Source organism: Agrobacterium vitis (assembly GCF_014926405.1).
GTDB lineage: Bacteria > Pseudomonadota > Alphaproteobacteria > Rhizobiales > Rhizobiaceae > Allorhizobium > Allorhizobium vitis_H.
Map to the genome: position 1 here is coordinate 1,718,222 of NZ_JACXXJ020000005.1, position 16,281 is coordinate 1,734,502.

Consider the following 16,281-nt stretch of genomic DNA (forward strand, 5'->3'; position numbering starts at 1 on the left):
ACAAGAATGCAGCAAAGCCGACAGCTCAGGCTTTTTCTAACACCGACCCGATGGCTTCCGTCACCGAATCCATATCTGCCATGCCATCCAGCACAACCAACTGCCCCTTGGCAGAGTAATGCGCGGACAGCGGCGCTGTCTTCTCCCGGTACTCACCGATCCTTCGGCGGAACGATTCGGGATTGTCGTCAGGACGAACCGTACCGCCAGCCGCGATCGTGTCAGTAACGCGCTTCTCGATACGACCGATCAAAGCTTCTTCGTCAACCTTGAGTTCGATCACCGCGTCGAGGATGAGACCAGCGTTGCCCATGTTCTCGGCAAGAGTGATAGCCTGCGGCACAGTGCGCGGGTAACCGTCAAGAATGAACCCCTTGGCGCAGTCTGCTTCCTGAATACGCTCTGCAACGATCTGGTTGACGACATCATCAGACACCAGTTCACCAGCCTCCATCAAGGCCTTCGCACGCTTACCAATATCTGTCCCAGCCGCAACCGCGGCCCTCAGCATGTCGCCCGTGGAAAGTTGGGGAATGCCATATTTTTCAGTCAGCCGTTGCGCCTGCGTCCCCTTGCCCGCCCCTGGCGGTCCCAAAAGAATGATTCTCATCGTCCCCTCTTTCCTCCTCGCAATTTCGATTTCTTGATCAGCCCCTCATATTGCTGAGCAATCAGGTGACCTTGTACCTGTGCTACCGTATCCAGGGTCACGCTGACAACAATCAAAAGCGACGTACCACCAAGGGATAAGGGAACCCCGGTTTGAGAAACCAAAATTTCGGGAAGGATACAAACAAATACAAGGTAAATCGCACCGACAACGGTGATTCGCGTCAGCACATAATCGATATATTCAGCCGTGCGCTCACCGGGGCGAATGCCCGGAATGAAACCACCATGCTTTTTCAAATTATCAGCCGTGTCCTTCGGATTGAAAACAATGGCCGTATAGAAGAATGCAAAGAAGCCGATCAGCAGAGCATAGAGCACCATATAGGCAGGCTGACCATGGCCAAGCGCGCTGATGATAGTCGTTGCCCAGGCAGGGAGCGTCGAGCCACCGGTGAAGCCAGCAGCCGTCGCTGGCAGCAGCAGCAACGATGAAGCGAAGATCGCGGGGATAACACCTGACGTGTTTAGCTTCAGTGGGAGATGCGATGTGTCGCCCTGGAACATCCGGTTGCCAACCTGGCGCTTCGGATATTGGATCAGCAAACGACGTTGGGCGCGCTCAAAGAAAACGATCAGCGCAATCACGCCGATTGCCACCACGATGACCGTCAGGATCAACGCTGTTGACAAAGCCCCGGTGCGGCCAAGCTCCAATGTACCAGCAAGCGCCGTCGGAAGGCCGGCGGCAATACCTGCGAAAATAATCAGCGAAATACCATTACCAATGCCGCGCGAGGTGATCTGCTCACCAAGCCACATCAGGAACATCGTACCGCCCAGAAGCGTCACCACGGTCGAAAGGCGAAAGAACAGGCCGGGATCGGTCACCAAGCCATTGCCGTGCTCCAGACCAACCGCAATCCCATAGGCTTGCAGCGTGCCGAGCAAAACCGTGCCGTAGCGGGTATATTGATTGATGATCTTGCGCCCCTGCTCGCCTTCCTTCTTGAGGTTTTCAAGCGAGGGAACGACAGATGTCATCAACTGGACGATAATCGAAGCAGAAATATAGGGCATGATGCCAAGGGCGAAAATCGCCATGCGCTGCACCGCGCCACCGGAAAACATGTTGAACAGCCCCAGAATACCACCGGACTGCCCCTTAAAGGCAGCCGCATAGGCCTCAGGGTTGAGGCCAGGCAGCGGAATGTGGGTACCTAGACGATAGACAAGAAGGGCGGCCAGCGTGAACCAGATGCGCTTTTTCAAATCCTCTGCCTTCGCAAAGGTTGAAAAGTTCAGGTTCGAGGCCAATTGTTCCGCTGCAGAAGCCATAAAATTCTCCGCGTCACCATATACGGCGGCTTGACGATGGACAGCCTGCCGAAGGTAAAGTTCGTTCTCTCTCGCAGAAAACCGAGGGCGGAGCGATTGCAGTGCAACCAGATGCCTCTCCCTCTGTTTCCGAAATTCCCGGAAGACGGAACATAAAGCGCTGTGCATTTTTTCAAACACACGAAAGCTGCTTTATCACTCAAAAAGTGCTGTGTCGCTTTCTCCCCAAACCAAGATGATTTGGGGAGAAAGCGACACAGGAGCCGCCAATGGGTCGCGAGGCACACATATGGTAGAAAAATCGCCCGGTGTGAAGCACCCCGGGCGATAATATTAATCGATTATTCCGACTTTTCCGCAGCAGCTGACAGCTGCTTGATCGTGCCGCCCGCCTTTTCGATCTTTTCGACCGCTGGCTTGGAAGCGCCGGCAACTTCAATCGTTACCTTCGTCGTCAATTCACCGTCACCGAGGACGCGAACACCGTCTTTAAGGCGGCGAATCACGCCAGCAGCCTTGAGAGCTGCTGCATCGATGGTGGCGGAAGCGTCGAGCTTGCCGGCATCGATCGCTGTCTGAATCCGACCGAGCGAAACGGTCGTGAATTCGGAAGCGAAGATGTTGTTGAAGCCACGCTTCGGCAGGCGGCGATAGATCGGCATCTGGCCGCCTTCGAAGCCATTGACGGCAACGCCCGAACGCGCCTTCTGACCCTTGACGCCACGGCCACCGGTCTTGCCCTTGCCGGAACCGATACCGCGACCTACGCGGATACGGTCCTTGCTGGAGCCTTCATTGTCTTTGATTTCATTCAGTTTCATGACAGTTTCCTCCGTCTCACTTCTCGTCGACGACGCGAACGAGATGCTGGACAGCACGGATCATGCCACGAACCGAAGGCGTATCTTCCAACGTGCGGACCCGATGCATCTTGTTGAGACCCAGGCCGATAAGCGTCTGGCGCTGTACAGCCGGGCGGCGAATAGGCGAACCGATCTGCTCGACCGTGATCGTCTTCTGGGCTTCAGTGTTCTTGGCCATTGTCCAGCTCCTTATTCTTCAGAACCGTTGCCGGACGCGGCACGACGAGCCTGCAAGGTCGCATACTTCAGGCCACGCTGTGCAGCGACGTCCTTCGGATGAACCTGGTGCTTCAGCGCGTCGAACGTTGCACGAACCATGTTGTAAGGGTTCGACGAACCGGTCGACTTAGCAACAACGTCATGCATGCCGAGCGTTTCGAAAACGGCGCGCATCGGACCACCGGCGATGATACCGGTACCAGCCTTAGCAGACCGCAGCAGCACCTTGCCGGCGCCGTGACGGCCATGAACGTCATGATGCAGCGTACGGCCATCACGCAGCGGTACGAAAATCAGGTCGCGCTTGGCGGACTCGGTTGCCTTGCGAATGGCTTCCGGCACTTCACGTGCCTTGCCATGACCGAAGCCAACACGACCCTTCTGGTCGCCGACGACGACGAGAGCAGCGAAACCAAAACGACGGCCGCCCTTGACGACCTTGGCGACGCGATTGATGGCGACCAGCTTGTCGACAAATTCGCTATCGCGCTCTTCACGGTTCTGACGGTCGTCCCGCGAACCACGCTTTTCTTGTGCCATTGTCCTTTTCCTTTTTTCTTTTCCGGGTGCAATCGGCAGATTACAATCTTGAATAAGACCCTCCCCTAACGGGTCAGGCTCTTTCCGGTCTATGCGGCAAAGCCGCGAAACCGCCCGGATACACGCGCATCCGGGCGGCTATCCCTTAGAACGACAGACCACCTTCGCGGGCGGCTTCTGCCAGTGCCTTGATGCGGCCATGATAGATGAAGGCGCCGCGATCGAACACGACTTCCTTCACACCAGCGGCAACAGCACGCTCGGCGACCAGCTTGCCAACAGCAGCGGCTGCTGCCGTGTCGGCGCCGGTCTTCAGCGAAGAGCGCAGGCTGCCGTCCAGCGTCGATGCAGCAGCCAGCGTGCGGCCGGCCACGTCGTCGATAACCTGGACGTAGATGTTCTTCGAAGAGCGATGTACCGACAGACGCGGACGGCCATTGGCCACCGCCTTGATCTGACGCCGTACGCGGTTGGCACGACGTACAAGTGCTTCTTTTCTGCTTGCCATTTCGCGCGTTCCTTACTTCTTCTTGCCTTCTTTGCGGACGATCCGCTCTTCGGCATACTTGACGCCCTTGCCCTTATAGGGCTCGGGGCCGCGATATTCGCGGATCTCGGCAGCGACCTGACCGACCTGCTGCTTGTTGATCCCGGAAACCACGATTTCCGTCGGCTTCGGAACGGCGATAGTGATGCCCTGCGGCGGCTCATACACAACGTCGTGGCTGAAACCGAGCGCCAGCTGCAGGTTCTTGCCCTGCAAAGATGCGCGGTAACCAACGCCGTTGATTTCGAGCTTGCGCTCGTAGCCGTCCTTGACGCCCTTCAGGATGTTTTCGATCATCGTGCGGGACATGCCCCACTTTGAGCGTGCATCCTTGGAGTCGTTGACTGGCTTGACGACAATTGCATTGTCCTCAAGCGCAACCGAGATTTCGTCATTTGCGACGAAGAAGAGTTCGCCCTTCGGGCCCTTGGCAGTTACTTTCTGGCCATCAACCGAGGCCGTGATCCCTGCAGGAACCTGAACGGGCTTTTTACCGATACGAGACATGTGATTATCCTGTCTGTTCGCTAGGGAGATCTCTGCGCTGTCTTAGAAGACAGAGCAGAGAACCTCGCCACCAACATTCTGTTCGCGAGCCTGGTGATCGGCCATTACGCCCTTCGGAGTCGAAAGGATGGTAATGCCGAGGCCGTTCGCGACCTGCGGAATGGACTTAACCGAGACATAGACTCGGCGGCCCGGCTTGGACACGCGGCCGATCTCACGGATCACCGACGCGCCTTCATAATATTTCAGTTCGATCGTGATCTCGGCCTTGCCGTTACCATGGTCGATTTCAGAATAGCCACGAATGTAGCCTTCAGCCTGAAGAACATCCAGAACGCGCGCACGCAGCTTGGAAGCCGGAGTAACCACCGAAGCCTTGCGGCGGGCAGCACCATTCCGGATACGGGTGAGCATATCGCCCAACGGATCAGTCATCGTCATTTGCCCGTCTCCTTACCAGCTCGACTTTACAATACCCGGCACCTTGCCGGAATTGCCAAGCTCACGAAGTGCGATACGCGACATCTTGAGCTTGCGATAAAATGCACGCGGACGACCGGTGACTTCGCAACGGTTACGGATGCGGGTCTTGGAGCCATCACGCGGCATTTCTGCCAGCTTCAGGGTTGCCTTGAAACGGTCCTCGATCGACAGGGACTGGTTCATGATGATTGCCTTCAGCTCGGCGCGCTTGCCGGATTGCTGGGCAACTGTCTTGCGGCGGCGCTTGTTCTTTTCAACTGCGCTTGTCTTCGCCATATTGAAGTTCCTCTTCTACGCTCGTCGTTACGGTTATTGACGGAAGGGGAAGTTGAACTCTTTTAGAAGAGCCCGTGCTTCGTCATCCGTGGGAGCCGTCGTGCAAACGATGATGTCCATGCCCCACATCTGATCAACCTTATCGTAGTTGATCTCTGGGAACACAATGTGTTCCTTGATGCCCATGGCGAAGTTGCCACGGCCGTCAAAGCTCTTCGGGTTCAAGCCCCGGAAGTCGCGAACGCGCGGAAGCGCGATGTTGATCAGACGGTCCATGAACTCATACATACGAGCGCCGCGCAGGGTAACCTTTGCGCCAATCGGCATGTCTTCGCGGACCTTGAAACCAGCGATAGAGTTACGAGCCCGGGTAATGACCGGCTTCTGACCAGCAATCGCGGCCAGATCCGCAGCAGCAACCGTAGGCTTCTTGGAATCGGCAGTTGCCTCGCCCACGCCCATGTTGATGACGATCTTGTCAAGCTTCGGGATCTGCATTTCGTTGGCGTAGGAAAACTGTTCCCGAAGCGCCTGACGAATGCGGCTTACATATTCTGCCTTGAGCCGTGGCTCATACTTGGTCTCAGCCATCGATCACTTCCCCCGAACGCTTGGCAACGCGAACCTTCCTGCCATCGACAACGGAGAAACCAACGCGAGTCGGCTTGCCGTCCTTGTCTGCAATAGCAAGGTTGGAAAGGTGCACAGAGGCTTCCTTGTTGATGATACCGGCTTCCTGGGTCTGCGTCTGGCGCTGGTGGCGCTTTACGACGTTGATCCCCTGAACGACCGCACGGTCTTCCTTCGGCATCACTTGAATGACTTCACCAGAACGACCCTTGTCCTTGCCGGTGAGTACGACGACCTTGTCGCCCTTACGAATCTTTTGCATCGTCAATCGCTCCCCTTAAAGAACTTCAGGAGCCAGCGAGATGATCTTCATGTGGTTCTTAGCGCGAAGTTCGCGCGGAACCGGTCCGAAGATACGGCTGCCGATTGGCTCTTTCTTGTTGTCGATAAGAACGGCTGCGTTGTTATCGAAGCGGATGACGCTGCCGTCGGCGCGACGGATGTCCTTGGCGGTGCGAACCACCACGGCCTTCATCACATCACCCTTTTTCACGCGGCCGCGCGGAATAGCTTCCTTGATCGAAACGACGATAATGTCGCCGACCGAAGCGTATTTGCGCTTAGAACCGCCCAGCACTTTGATGCACATGACACGACGCGCGCCGGAATTATCGGCAACGTCGAGGTTAGTCTGCATCTGAATCATGTCAGGTCGCCTTCTCGTTATACCGGAACGGTTGGGCGATGCCCCCTATTCCGGCTTATGGATCTTTATGTCTTTTCGAGCGGAGGAGGATCTTGCCAAGGTGGTTTCCTTAAAAAGGACCTTCCCTGCGCTCAAAGCAAAAGAACGCTCTCGATGGAGCGTTCTTGCGCCGTTGCGGTGCTTCTACAGATTTTTGGGAAAGGCGCAAGTGGCCTCCCCCATTTCTCTGCAAATTAAGCCTGGGCGGAAACGACCGTCCAGCACTTATCCTTGGAAATCGGTGCGCATTCCTCAATGGAAACCACGTCACCAATCTTATACTGATTGCTCTCGTCGTGAGCCTTGTATTTCTTCGAGCGACGAACGGTCTTCTGAAGCAGTGGGTGAGCGAATCGACGCTCAACCCGAACTACAACTGTCTTCTCGTTCTTGTCGCTGACCACGACGCCCTGCAGAATGCGTTTCGGCATTGTTCTTCTGGTCCTTTAGGCCTTGGCTTCTGCCGCCTTCTGGCGGGCAATGGTTTTCACGCGGGCGATGTCCTTGCGGACCTCGTTGATGCGCGAGGACTTTTCAAGCTGGCCAGTTGCCTTCTGGAAGCGCAGGTTAAACTGCTCTTTCTTCAGGTTGCCCAACTCATCCTTCAACTGATCAGCGCTCATGGCGCGTGCATCTGCGGCTTTCATGGCTTGATCCTTACTCTGCAATGCGCTGTACGAAGCGCGTTTTCACCGAGAGCTTGGCCGAGCCGAGACGCAGCGCCTCGCGGGCGATTTCCTCGGACACACCGTCGATCTCGAACATCATACGGCCGGGCTTGACCTTGCATGCCCAGTATTCAACAGAGCCCTTACCCTTACCCATACGGACTTCGGTAGGCTTTGCCGTTACCGGCACATCGGGGAATACCCGGATCCATACACGACCTGCGCGCTTCATGTAGCGCGTGATCGCGCGGCGAGCCGCTTCGATCTCGCGTGCATTGACGCGGTTGGGCTCAAGAGCCTTCAGGCCGAATTCACCGAACGCCAGGTCGAAACCGCCCTTGGCAACGCCCTTGATGCGTCCCTTGAACTGCTTGCGGTACTTGGTACGCTTTGGCTGCAACATTTATCTATTCTCCGAACTTTTCTCCGGGCGCGCCTAATCAGGCGTTCTCGCGACGACGGTTGTTGTTGTTGCCGCCTTGGGCGTCGCTTTCCAGCGCCCGGCGCTCGGAGGCCATTGGATCATGCTCAAGGATTTCACCCTTGAAGATCCAGACCTTGATGCCGCAAATACCATAAGCGGTTGTAGCTTCCGCTACACCGTAATCGATATCGGCACGCAGCGTATGAAGCGGCACGCGACCTTCGCGGTACCATTCCGTACGAGCGATTTCGGCACCACCGAGACGGCCAGCGCAGGTGATCTTGATGCCTTCGGCACCCAGACGCATGGCGGACTGTACGGCGCGCTTCATCGCACGACGGAACGCGATACGGCGCTCGAGCTGCTGGGCGATCGACTGAGCGACCAGCGTTGCATCGACTTCCGGTTTGCGCACTTCAACAATGTTGAGGTGCGTTTCGGAATTGGTCATTTCGGAAAGCTTCTTGCGAAGCTTTTCGATGTCTGCACCCTTCTTGCCGATGATCAAGCCCGGACGCGCCGAGTGGATCGTGACGCGGCACTTCTTGTGCGGACGCTCGATAACCACCTTGGCGATACCGGCCTGCTTCAGCTCATCCATCAAATAGGCGCGGATCTTCAGGTCTTCATGAAGAAGCTTGCCGTATTCAGCGTTGTCGGCGAACCAACGGCTATCCCAGGTCCTGTTAATGCCCAGGCGGAAACCGATTGGATTGATTTTCTGACCCATTATGCGGCCTCCCCTTTGGCTTCGACTTCGCGCACGACAATCGTCAGATGCGAGAATGGCTTTTCAATGCGCGATGCGCGGCCACGGCCACGAGCGTGGAACCGCTTCATGGTGATCGATTTACCAACATAGGCTTCGGCGACGATCAACTGATCGACGTCGAGGTCGTGATTGTTCTCAGCGTTCGCAATAGCCGATTCCAGTGTCTTCTTCACTGTATCTGCAATGCGCTTGCGCGAGAATGTCAGGTCGGCCAGAGCGCGGTCGACCTTCTTGCCACGGATCAAAGCTGCAACCAGGTTGAGCTTCTGAGGGCTGACGCGGAGCGTGCGCGCAACGGCCTGCGCCTCGTTATCCTTCAGCCGGCGTTCGGCTTTTGCCTTGCCCATCGTTACTTCCTCTTCGCTTTCTTGTCCGCACCGTGACCGTAATAGGTCCGGGTCGGAGCGAATTCACCGAATTTATGGCCAACCATGTCTTCGTTGACGCTGACCGGGATATGCTTGCTGCCGTTATAGACGCCGAACGTCAAACCGACAAACTGGGGCAAGATCGTGGACCGACGGGTCCACATCTTGATCACTTCGCTACGACCGCTCTCACGAACTTTTTCAGCCTTCTTAAGAAGGTAGCCGTCAACGAAGGGGCCTTTCCATACTGAACGAGCCATCTCTGACTACCTCTCTTACTTCTTCTTCTGGTGGCGGGAACGCATGATGAACTTGTCCGTGGACTTGTTCGACCGCGTACGCTTGCCCTTGGTCGGCTTACCCCAAGGGGAAACCGGATGACGGCCACCGGAGGTGCGGCCTTCACCACCGCCGTGCGGGTGGTCGACTGGGTTCATGACGACGCCGCGAACGTGCGGGCGCTTACCGCGCCAACGCGAACGACCAGCCTTGCCGTCATTGATGTTGCCGTGGTCAGAGTTCGACACGGCGCCGACCGTTGCAAGGCAAGTGCCATGCACCAGGCGCTGTTCGCCCGAGCTGAGGCGCAGGATAGCCATGCCGGCATCGCGGCCGACCAGCTGAACGTAAGCACCAGCGGAACGGGCAACCTGACCACCCTTGCCGGGCTTCAGCTCGACATTGTGAACGATAGAGCCGACCGGGACGTATTGCAGCGGCATAGCGTTGCCGGGCTTGACGTCGACAGCCTTGTCCGATGCGATAACCTTGTCACCGGCTGCCAAACGCTGCGGAGCAAGGATATAGGCCTGCTCACCATCGGCATAGGTGATCAGCGCAATAAACGCTGTACGGTTGGGGTCGTATTCCAGACGCTCGACAGTGCCTTCTACGTCAAACTTGCGACGCTTGAAGTCCACCAGACGATAGGTGCGCTTGTGACCACCGCCCTGAAAGCGAACGGTGATGCGACCGAGATTGTTGCGACCGCCCTTCGAAGACAGACCCTCGGTCAGCGACTTGACAGGCTTGCCCTTGTAAAGGCCCGACCGGTCAACGATGACCAGCTGACGCTGGCTCGGGGTTGTCGGATTGAAATTTTTCAATGCCATTTTTCTGTTCCTCAGAGACCGGTGGAGACGTCGATGGACTGACCCTCGGCGAGCGTAACGATCGCCTTCTTCACATCCTTCTGCTTACCGGCGAAGCCGCGGAAACGCTTAGTCTTGCCCTTGCGGAGCAGCGTATTCACAGCTGTGACCTTGACACCGAACAGTGCTTCGACGGCAGCCTTGATTTCAGGCTTGGAAGCAGTCCGGGCGACGTTGAAGACCACCTGGTTAAAATCGGAAACCAGAGTGGACTTTTCAGTGATCGATGGAGATACGATCACGTCGTAGTGGCGAAGATCAGTCATTTGAACCGCTCCTCCAGAGCTTCAACCGCAGCCTTGGAAAGCACGAGCTTACCGCGACGCAGAATGTCATAAACGTTGATGCCCTGAACCGGCAGAACATCGATATTCGGGATGTTCGCGGCAGCGAGCTTGAAATTGACGTCGAGTTCGACGCCACCGATCACCAGCGCATTCTTCAGCCCAAGAGCTTCGAACACGCCAACGGCGGCCTTGGTCTTGGCATCGGCAGCAACAAGCTGATCGACGATGATCAGTTCGTCAGCCTTGAACTTTGCCGAGAGAGCGTGACGCAGAGCGAGCGCGCGAACCTTCTTGGGAAGATCATGCTCGTGGCTGCGAACGACTGGGCCGTGGGCCTTGCCGCCGCCGCGGAACTGCGGAGCGCGAGCCGAATGGTGACGAGCGCGGCCCGTACCCTTCTGCTTGTACATCTTGGCACCGGTGCGCGATACTTCGGCACGGGTCTTGGTCTTGTGTGTGCCCTGCTGCTTCTTGGCAAGCTGCCAACGAACCATGCGAGCAATGATATCTTGACGAGGTTCGAGGCCGAAAATGGCGTCGGACAGGGAAACCGTACCGGCATCCGTCCCCTCGAGGGTTTTGACGTTGAGTTCCATGGTTTGGCTCCCTTACTTCGCTGCCGACTTGACGGCGTCGCGCACGATGATCCAGGAACCCTTGGAACCGGGCACAGCGCCCTTCACCAGGATAAGGCCACGATCTTCATCGGTCGAAACGACTTCCAGATTCTGGGTGGTGACGCGGGTCTGACCCATGTGACCGGCCATACGCTTGCCCTTCCAGACCTTACCCGGATCCTGGTTGGAACCAGTCGAACCGTGCGAGCGGTGCGAGACGGACACGCCGTGGGTTGCACGAAGACCACCGAAATTGTGGCGCTTCATGGCACCGGCAAAACCCTTACCGATCGTGGTACCGGTCACGTCAACCAACTGACCGGCTTCAAAATGACCAGCCTTCAGCTCGGAGCCGACATCCATGAGGTTGTCTTCGGAAACGCGAAATTCGACGAGCTTAGCCTTGGGCTCGACGTTTGCAGCGGCAAAATTGCCGCGCATTGCCTTGGATGTATTCTTGACCTTGGCCTGACCGGCGCCGAGCTGAACGGCAGTGTAGCCGTGCTTATCGACAGTCCGCTGAGCCAGGACCTGGCAATTATCCAAGCGTAGTACTGTTACCGGGACATGCTCGCCGGCGTCATTATAGACCCGGGTCATTCCCACTTTCTGTGCAATCACACCTGAACGCATCGGTTCATTCCTCTTGAGAGTAAAACAAGGGCCCTACGGCCCTTGCCCGCCTCTTTGTTTAAGGATTCCATTCCAGTCCTTCCAGACTTTCAGGTTTCCCGTTTCGAGAAGTCGTTGGCAGGTCTTGCCACGTACCTTCCTTGTTATTTCGGCTCTCGCCGGAATTGGTTTTTAAAGCTTGATTTCGACGTCTACGCCAGCAGCCAGGTCGAGCTTCATCAAAGCATCGACGGTCTGCGGAGTCGGATCAACGATGTCCAGCAGACGCTTATGCGTGCGCATTTCAAACTGTTCGCGGCTCTTCTTGTCGACGTGAGGCGAACGGTTAACGGTGAATTTTTCAATACGGGTCGGAAGCGGAACCGGGCCGCGGACGCTTGCACCGGTGCGCTTGGCGGTAGAAACGATCTCCCGCGTAGAGGCATCGAGAACCCGGTGATCAAACGCCTTCAGGCGGATACGGATATTCTGGCCGTTCATTCGACGTGTCCTTATTCGTTTTTCTTAAACGTCCCCGCTCACGCAAAGACAGTGAATTACCAATTTCTGGCCGGCCCCGTATTGTCAAAAATCACAAGGACGGTTCGACGTCCATGTCACCTTACTGCATCAGGGGCCCTACCAGTGCAACCCAAGACCGGGCCGCGAAACTTAGCAGAGCCAGAGGAAAGAGGGGCGATACGCCGCTCTTCCTTGTTCGTGGCGGGGGCATACAACGTCCCCGTCAATTCGTCAACTGATTCCCGGAAATAAAGAAGCGCGGCATTGAATGCCGCGCTTCTTCGTCTGTATGAAGACGTCTTATTCGATGATCGAAGCGACGATGCCGGCGCCGACGGTACGGCCACCTTCGCGGATCGCGAAGCGCAGCTTTTCTTCCATGGCGATCGGAACGATCAGTTCAACCTGAACCGTGACGTTGTCACCAGGCATAACCATTTCCGTGCCTTCCGGCAGAGAAACAATACCGGTAACGTCCGTCGTGCGGAAGTAGAACTGCGGACGGTAGTTGGTGAAGAACGGTGTATGACGGCCGCCTTCTTCCTTCGTCAGGATGTAGGCTTCTGCCATGAACTTCTTGTGTGGCTTGACAGAGCCGGGCTTGCACAGGATCTGGCCGCGCTCAACGCCATCGCGCTGTACGCCACGAACCAGGGCACCAATGTTGTCGCCAGCCTGACCCTGATCGAGCAGCTTGCGGAACATTTCAACGCCGGTAACGGTCGTCTTCGAGGTGGCGCGGATGCCGACGATTTCGACTTCTTCACCAACCTTGACGATACCACGCTCAACGCGACCCGTCACAACCGTACCACGGCCAGAGATCGAGAACACGTCTTCGATTGGCATCAGGAACGGCTGGTCGATCGGGCGCTCAGGCGTCGGAATGTAGGAGTCAACTGCCGCCATCAGTTCGCGGATCGCGTCTTCGCCAATCTTCTTGTTGCTGTCTTCCAGAGCAGCCAGAGCCGAACCCTTGACAATCGGAATATCGTCGCCTGGGAAGTCGTAGGACGACAGAAGTTCGCGCACTTCCAGTTCGACCAGCTCCAGAAGCTCTTCGTCGTCAACCTGGTCAACCTTGTTCAGGAACACGACGATGGCGGGAACGCCAACCTGGCGCGCCAGAAGAATGTGTTCGCGGGTCTGCGGCATCGGGCCGTCAGCTGCCGAGCAAACCAGGATCGCGCCGTCCATCTGCGCTGCACCGGTGATCATGTTCTTGACGTAGTCGGCGTGGCCGGGGCAGTCAACGTGAGCGTAGTGACGGGCAGGCGTTTCATATTCGACGTGCGCCGTCGAAATGGTGATGCCGCGTGCCTTTTCTTCCGGAGCAGCGTCGATCTGGTCATACGCCTTGTATTCACCGAAATACTTCGTAATTGCTGCCGTCAGCGACGTCTTGCCGTGGTCAACGTGGCCGATCGTGCCAATGTTAACGTGCGGCTTGTTGCGCTCAAACTTACTCTTTGCCATTTTCGGCTCTCCATTATCTCATCCCCATGAAGGGGGAAATTCCTGTTATCAGTTCCGGCGGGTTACCCCGATCATTTCTGACCGGAGTACTTTGCCTGAATTTCGGCAGCGACATTGCTCGGAACGGGCGAATAGTGATCGAACACCATCGAGTACTGAGCGCGACCCTGGCTCATGGAGCGCAGGTTGTCGACATATTTGAACATGTTGGCCAGCGGCACATGCGCGTTGATGACAACGGCGATACCACGGCTTTCCTGGCCCTGGATCTGACCACGGCGGGAGTTCAGGTCGCCGATCACGTCACCGACGTAATCTTCAGGGGTCACAACTTCAACCTTCATCATCGGCTCAAGCAGCTGTGCACCAGCCTTCTTTGCTGCTTCACGGAAGCAAGCGCGAGACGCGATTTCGAACGCCAGAACCGACGAGTCAACATCGTGGTAAGCACCGTCGATGAGCGTCGCCTTGACGCCGAGCATCGGGAAGCCAGCCAGCGGACCAGAAGACAGAACGCTTTCGATACCCTTCTGAACGCCAGGGATGTATTCCTTGGGAACAGAGCCACCGACGATCTTCGAATCGAACTTGAACTCATCACCTTCAGGATTGGGTTCGAAGATGATCTTGACGCGGGCGAACTGACCCGTACCACCAGACTGCTTCTTGTGAGTGTAGTCTTCTTCGTGCTGACGCGTAATGGTTTCGCGATAGGCAACCTGCGGCGCGCCGACAGTTGCTTCTACCTTGAACTCACGACGCATACGGTCGACGATGATGTCGAGGTGAAGTTCACCCATGCCGGCGATGATCGTCTGGCCAGATTCCTGGTCGGTCTTGACGCGGAAGGACGGATCCTCAGCAGCAAGACGGTTGAGCGCGAGACCCATCTTTTCCTGGTCGCCCTTGGTCTTCGGCTCGATGGCGATCTGAATGACCGGCTCGGGGAATTCCATGCGCTCGAGGATAACCTGGTTCAGGGGATCGCAGAGCGTATCGCCCGTGGTGCTTTCCTTCAGGCCTGCCAGGGCAACGATGTCGCCTGCAAAGGCTTCTTCGATGTCTTCACGGCTGTTGGAATGCATCTGGAGCATACGGCCAACGCGTTCGCGCTTTTCCTTGACCGTGTTCATGACCGATGCGCCCTTTTCGAGCTTGCCGGAGTAGATACGGCAGAATGTCAGCGAACCGACGAAGGGGTCGTTCATGATCTTGAACGCCAGCATCGACAAAGGCTCGGCATCATCAGGATGACGTTCGATTTCACCGTCGGTCTTAACATCGATACCCTTGATAGCAGGGATATCGAGCGGAGAAGGAAGATACTCACAAACAGCGTCGAGCAAAGGCTGAACGCCCTTGTTCTTGAAGGCAGTACCGCAGAACATCGGATGGAACTTGACTTCAATCGTGCCCTGACGAACGAGAGCGCGGATCTTGTCATTATCAGGCATGATGCCGTTCAGGTAGTCTTCCATCGCCTGTTCGTCGATCTCGACAACGGTCTCGATCAGCTTTTCGCGATATTCAACGGCCTTTTCCTTCAGGTCATCAGGGATTTCCGTAACGTCCCAAGCCGCGCCCAGAGATTCATCGCGCCAAACGAGAGCGTTCATCTCGATCAGGTCAACAACGCCCTTGAACTCTGTCTCAGCGCCGATTGGCAGCTGCATAACAACAGCGGTGGCACCGAGACGGGTCTTGATCATTTCTACCGAACGGTAAAAGTCAGCGCCGGTCTTGTCCATCTTGTTGCAGAAGATCATCCGCGGAACGTTGTACTTTTCAGCCTGACGCCAAACAGTTTCCGTCTGCGGCTCAACGCCTGCGTTGGCATCGAGGAGCGCGATAGCGCCGTCGAGAACCCGAAGCGAACGTTCTACTTCAATCGTGAAGTCAACGTGGCCGGGGGTGTCGATGATGTTGAAGCGGCGCATCTTGCCATCGCGACCCTTCCAATAGGTCGTGGTCGCAGCAGAGGTGATGGTGATACCACGCTCCTGCTCCTGCTCCATCCAGTCCATCGTGGCTGCGCCATCATGAACTTCGCCGATCTTGTGCGACTTGCCGGTGTAGTAGAGAATCCGCTCAGTCGTCGTGGTCTTGCCGGCGTCGATATGCGCCATGATCCCGAAATTGCGGTAGTCTTCGATTTTATATTCGCGAGCCATAGTGGACTGCCTTTCGATATTCGATCGTCTAAGATTACCAGCGGTAATGCGAGAAGGCGCGGTTGGCGTCGGCCATCTTGTGCGTGTCTTCACGCTTCTTGACAGCGCTGCCGCGATTGTTGGACGCATCAAGCAATTCGCCTGACAAACGATCGACCATGGTGGTCTCGTTGCGCTTGCGGGCGGCGATGATCAGCCAGCGAATGGCGAGCGCCTGACGGCGCTCCGGACGGACGTCGACGGGGACCTGGTATGTTGCACCACCAACGCGGCGCGATCGAACTTCAACATGCGGGGCGACATTTTCAAGCGCCTGATGGAAGATTGCGATCGGCTCTGCCTTGGACTTGGCTTCAACGACATCGAAGGCACCGTAGACGATGCTTTCAGCAACGGACTTCTTGCCGTGCAACATGATGGCGTTCATGAACTTGGTGACGACCAGATCACCGAACTTTGGGTCCGGGTTGATCTCACGCTTTTCTGCTTTATGGCGACGGGACATTTTACTTCGTC

General features: G+C 56.5%; 26 protein-coding genes. All 26 read right to left on the reverse strand.

Translation table 11 applies throughout. The features are described 5' to 3' along the window. Positions 1 to 25: 25 nt before the first annotated feature. The 26 genes from IEI95_RS19230 to rpsG all read right to left on the reverse strand — a co-directional run bounded on the left by IEI95_RS19230 (position 26) and on the right by rpsG (position 16,270). Positions 26 to 610 carry an adenylate kinase gene (locus IEI95_RS19230; RefSeq protein WP_156533248.1) on the reverse strand — a complete coding sequence of 195 codons (585 nt, stop codon included), beginning with the start codon at positions 608 to 610 and terminating at the stop codon, positions 26 to 28. Continuing rightward, positions 607 to 1,947: a preprotein translocase subunit SecY gene (gene secY, locus IEI95_RS19235; RefSeq protein ID WP_156533249.1), complete on the reverse strand. Its 1,341-nt coding sequence runs from the start codon at positions 1,945 to 1,947 to the stop codon at positions 607 to 609. Before secY ends, IEI95_RS19230 begins: the two co-directional genes overlap by 4 nt. A 341-nt stretch (positions 1,948 to 2,288) precedes the next feature. Then, on the reverse strand, positions 2,289 to 2,768 hold the full coding sequence (gene rplO / locus IEI95_RS19240) for a 50S ribosomal protein L15 (protein WP_015915757.1): 480 nt from the start codon (positions 2,766 to 2,768) through the stop codon (positions 2,289 to 2,291). 16 nt (positions 2,769 to 2,784) lie between these two features. Further along, the gene (rpmD, locus tag IEI95_RS19245; protein WP_015915756.1) at positions 2,785 to 2,988 is read right to left on the reverse strand and encodes a 50S ribosomal protein L30; all 204 of its coding nucleotides are present in this window, start codon (positions 2,986 to 2,988) and stop codon (positions 2,785 to 2,787) included. Between the two features lie 11 nt (positions 2,989 to 2,999). Beyond that, complete coding sequence (gene rpsE / locus IEI95_RS19250) at positions 3,000 to 3,569, reverse strand: 30S ribosomal protein S5 (RefSeq protein ID WP_015915755.1); 570 nt, start codon at positions 3,567 to 3,569, stop codon at positions 3,000 to 3,002. Between the two features lie 145 nt (positions 3,570 to 3,714). Next, on the reverse strand, positions 3,715 to 4,077 hold the full coding sequence (gene rplR, locus IEI95_RS19255) for a 50S ribosomal protein L18 (RefSeq protein ID WP_015915754.1): 363 nt from the start codon (positions 4,075 to 4,077) through the stop codon (positions 3,715 to 3,717). Between the two features lie 12 nt (positions 4,078 to 4,089). Next, the gene (gene rplF / locus IEI95_RS19260; protein ID WP_015915753.1) at positions 4,090 to 4,623 is read right to left on the reverse strand and encodes a 50S ribosomal protein L6; all 534 of its coding nucleotides are present in this window, start codon (positions 4,621 to 4,623) and stop codon (positions 4,090 to 4,092) included. Between the two features lie 42 nt (positions 4,624 to 4,665). Further along, positions 4,666 to 5,064, reverse strand: a complete 399-nt coding sequence (gene rpsH, locus IEI95_RS19265; protein WP_015915752.1) for a 30S ribosomal protein S8 — start codon at positions 5,062 to 5,064, stop codon at positions 4,666 to 4,668. A gap of 12 nt (positions 5,065 to 5,076) precedes the next feature. After that, entirely contained in the window at positions 5,077 to 5,382 is a 306-nt protein-coding gene (gene rpsN, locus IEI95_RS19270; protein WP_060715702.1) for a 30S ribosomal protein S14, read from the reverse strand. Positions 5,383 to 5,415: 33 nt separating this feature from the next. After that, on the reverse strand, positions 5,416 to 5,973 hold the full coding sequence (gene rplE / locus IEI95_RS19275; protein ID WP_015915750.1) for a 50S ribosomal protein L5: 558 nt from the start codon (positions 5,971 to 5,973) through the stop codon (positions 5,416 to 5,418). Continuing rightward, on the reverse strand, positions 5,966 to 6,274 hold the full coding sequence (rplX, locus tag IEI95_RS19280) for a 50S ribosomal protein L24 (protein WP_156533250.1): 309 nt from the start codon (positions 6,272 to 6,274) through the stop codon (positions 5,966 to 5,968). Before rplX ends, rplE begins: the two co-directional genes overlap by 8 nt. A 15-nt stretch (positions 6,275 to 6,289) precedes the next feature. Then, complete coding sequence (gene rplN / locus IEI95_RS19285; protein ID WP_015915748.1) at positions 6,290 to 6,658, reverse strand: 50S ribosomal protein L14; 369 nt, start codon at positions 6,656 to 6,658, stop codon at positions 6,290 to 6,292. A 233-nt stretch (positions 6,659 to 6,891) separates the two neighbouring features. Further along, on the reverse strand, positions 6,892 to 7,128 hold the full coding sequence (gene rpsQ / locus IEI95_RS19290) for a 30S ribosomal protein S17 (protein WP_015915747.1): 237 nt from the start codon (positions 7,126 to 7,128) through the stop codon (positions 6,892 to 6,894). A 15-nt stretch (positions 7,129 to 7,143) separates the two neighbouring features. Further along, complete coding sequence (rpmC, locus tag IEI95_RS19295; RefSeq protein ID WP_015915746.1) at positions 7,144 to 7,344, reverse strand: 50S ribosomal protein L29; 201 nt, start codon at positions 7,342 to 7,344, stop codon at positions 7,144 to 7,146. A 10-nt stretch (positions 7,345 to 7,354) separates the two neighbouring features. Continuing rightward, a complete protein-coding gene (gene rplP / locus IEI95_RS19300; protein ID WP_015915745.1) occupies positions 7,355 to 7,768 on the reverse strand; it encodes a 50S ribosomal protein L16 in 414 nt (137 codons plus the stop codon). Between the two features lie 37 nt (positions 7,769 to 7,805). Next, a complete protein-coding gene (gene rpsC / locus IEI95_RS19305; RefSeq protein ID WP_041696471.1) occupies positions 7,806 to 8,519 on the reverse strand; it encodes a 30S ribosomal protein S3 in 714 nt (237 codons plus the stop codon). After that, complete coding sequence (rplV, locus tag IEI95_RS19310; protein WP_015915743.1) at positions 8,519 to 8,908, reverse strand: 50S ribosomal protein L22; 390 nt, start codon at positions 8,906 to 8,908, stop codon at positions 8,519 to 8,521. The genes rpsC and rplV overlap by 1 nt, the downstream gene beginning before the upstream one ends. 2 nt (positions 8,909 to 8,910) lie before the next feature. Continuing rightward, the gene (gene rpsS, locus IEI95_RS19315) at positions 8,911 to 9,189 is read right to left on the reverse strand and encodes a 30S ribosomal protein S19 (protein WP_015915742.1); all 279 of its coding nucleotides are present in this window, start codon (positions 9,187 to 9,189) and stop codon (positions 8,911 to 8,913) included. 15 nt (positions 9,190 to 9,204) lie between these two features. Further along, positions 9,205 to 10,041: a 50S ribosomal protein L2 gene (gene rplB, locus IEI95_RS19320; RefSeq protein WP_015915741.1), complete on the reverse strand. Its 837-nt coding sequence runs from the start codon at positions 10,039 to 10,041 to the stop codon at positions 9,205 to 9,207. An 11-nt stretch (positions 10,042 to 10,052) separates the two neighbouring features. Continuing rightward, complete coding sequence (locus tag IEI95_RS19325; RefSeq protein WP_015915740.1) at positions 10,053 to 10,346, reverse strand: 50S ribosomal protein L23; 294 nt, start codon at positions 10,344 to 10,346, stop codon at positions 10,053 to 10,055. Beyond that, positions 10,343 to 10,963: a 50S ribosomal protein L4 gene (gene rplD, locus IEI95_RS19330; protein WP_015915739.1), complete on the reverse strand. Its 621-nt coding sequence runs from the start codon at positions 10,961 to 10,963 to the stop codon at positions 10,343 to 10,345. The genes IEI95_RS19325 and rplD overlap by 4 nt, the downstream gene beginning before the upstream one ends. 12 nt (positions 10,964 to 10,975) lie before the next feature. Next, positions 10,976 to 11,617, reverse strand: a complete 642-nt coding sequence (gene rplC, locus IEI95_RS19335) for a 50S ribosomal protein L3 (protein WP_015915738.1) — start codon at positions 11,615 to 11,617, stop codon at positions 10,976 to 10,978. Between the two features lie 171 nt (positions 11,618 to 11,788). Next, positions 11,789 to 12,097, reverse strand: a complete 309-nt coding sequence (gene rpsJ / locus IEI95_RS19340) for a 30S ribosomal protein S10 (protein ID WP_006728688.1) — start codon at positions 12,095 to 12,097, stop codon at positions 11,789 to 11,791. 321 nt (positions 12,098 to 12,418) lie between these two features. Next, a complete protein-coding gene (tuf, locus tag IEI95_RS19345) occupies positions 12,419 to 13,594 on the reverse strand; it encodes an elongation factor Tu (protein WP_015915721.1) in 1,176 nt (391 codons plus the stop codon). Positions 13,595 to 13,665: 71 nt separating this feature from the next. Continuing rightward, on the reverse strand, positions 13,666 to 15,765 hold the full coding sequence (gene fusA / locus IEI95_RS19350) for an elongation factor G (protein ID WP_015915737.1): 2,100 nt from the start codon (positions 15,763 to 15,765) through the stop codon (positions 13,666 to 13,668). Between the two features lie 34 nt (positions 15,766 to 15,799). Further along, entirely contained in the window at positions 15,800 to 16,270 is a 471-nt protein-coding gene (rpsG, locus tag IEI95_RS19355) for a 30S ribosomal protein S7 (protein WP_015915736.1), read from the reverse strand. Between the last annotated feature and the right edge of the window lie 11 nt (positions 16,271 to 16,281).

Bases quoted from the DNA above. Each gene is read 5' to 3' on its own strand.
- rpsJ (WP_006728688.1), bottom strand. From the start codon at position 12,097: ATGAACGGCCAGAATATCCGTATCCGCCTGAAGGCGTTTGATCACCGG.
- rpsE (WP_015915755.1), bottom strand. From the start codon at position 3,569: ATGGCACAAGAAAAGCGTGGTTCGCGGGACGACCGTCAGAACCGTGAA.
- rpmD (WP_015915756.1), bottom strand. From the start codon at position 2,988: ATGGCCAAGAACACTGAAGCCCAGAAGACGATCACGGTCGAGCAGATC.
- tuf (WP_015915721.1), bottom strand. From the start codon at position 13,594: ATGGCAAAGAGTAAGTTTGAGCGCAACAAGCCGCACGTTAACATTGGC.
- secY (WP_156533249.1), bottom strand. From the start codon at position 1,947: ATGGCTTCTGCAGCGGAACAATTGGCCTCGAACCTGAACTTTTCAACC.
- fusA (WP_015915737.1), bottom strand. From the start codon at position 15,765: ATGGCTCGCGAATATAAAATCGAAGACTACCGCAATTTCGGGATCATG.
- rpsC (WP_041696471.1), bottom strand. From the start codon at position 8,519: ATGGGTCAGAAAATCAATCCAATCGGTTTCCGCCTGGGCATTAACAGG.
- rplB (WP_015915741.1), bottom strand. From the start codon at position 10,041: ATGGCATTGAAAAATTTCAATCCGACAACCCCGAGCCAGCGTCAGCTG.
- rplF (WP_015915753.1), bottom strand. From the start codon at position 4,623: ATGTCTCGTATCGGTAAAAAGCCCGTTCAGGTTCCTGCAGGGATCACG.
- rplP (WP_015915745.1), bottom strand. From the start codon at position 7,768: ATGTTGCAGCCAAAGCGTACCAAGTACCGCAAGCAGTTCAAGGGACGC.
- rplC (WP_015915738.1), bottom strand. From the start codon at position 11,617: ATGCGTTCAGGTGTGATTGCACAGAAAGTGGGAATGACCCGGGTCTAT.
- rpsQ (WP_015915747.1), bottom strand. From the start codon at position 7,128: ATGCCGAAACGCATTCTGCAGGGCGTCGTGGTCAGCGACAAGAACGAG.
- rpmC (WP_015915746.1), bottom strand. From the start codon at position 7,344: ATGAAAGCCGCAGATGCACGCGCCATGAGCGCTGATCAGTTGAAGGAT.
- rplD (WP_015915739.1), bottom strand. From the start codon at position 10,963: ATGGAACTCAACGTCAAAACCCTCGAGGGGACGGATGCCGGTACGGTT.
- rpsN (WP_060715702.1), bottom strand. From the start codon at position 5,382: ATGGCGAAGACAAGCGCAGTTGAAAAGAACAAGCGCCGCCGCAAGACA.
- rplO (WP_015915757.1), bottom strand. From the start codon at position 2,768: ATGAAACTGAATGAAATCAAAGACAATGAAGGCTCCAGCAAGGACCGT.
- IEI95_RS19325 (WP_015915740.1), bottom strand. From the start codon at position 10,346: ATGACTGATCTTCGCCACTACGACGTGATCGTATCTCCATCGATCACT.
- rpsG (WP_015915736.1), bottom strand. From the start codon at position 16,270: ATGTCCCGTCGCCATAAAGCAGAAAAGCGTGAGATCAACCCGGACCCA.
- rplR (WP_015915754.1), bottom strand. From the start codon at position 4,077: ATGGCAAGCAGAAAAGAAGCACTTGTACGTCGTGCCAACCGCGTACGG.
- rplE (WP_015915750.1), bottom strand. From the start codon at position 5,973: ATGGCTGAGACCAAGTATGAGCCACGGCTCAAGGCAGAATATGTAAGC.
- rplV (WP_015915743.1), bottom strand. From the start codon at position 8,908: ATGGGCAAGGCAAAAGCCGAACGCCGGCTGAAGGATAACGAGGCGCAG.
- rplX (WP_156533250.1), bottom strand. From the start codon at position 6,274: ATGCAAAAGATTCGTAAGGGCGACAAGGTCGTCGTACTCACCGGCAAG.
- rpsH (WP_015915752.1), bottom strand. From the start codon at position 5,064: ATGACGATGACTGATCCGTTGGGCGATATGCTCACCCGTATCCGGAAT.
- rplN (WP_015915748.1), bottom strand. From the start codon at position 6,658: ATGATTCAGATGCAGACTAACCTCGACGTTGCCGATAATTCCGGCGCG.
- rpsS (WP_015915742.1), bottom strand. From the start codon at position 9,189: ATGGCTCGTTCAGTATGGAAAGGCCCCTTCGTTGACGGCTACCTTCTT.
- IEI95_RS19230 (WP_156533248.1), bottom strand. From the start codon at position 610: ATGAGAATCATTCTTTTGGGACCGCCAGGGGCGGGCAAGGGGACGCAG.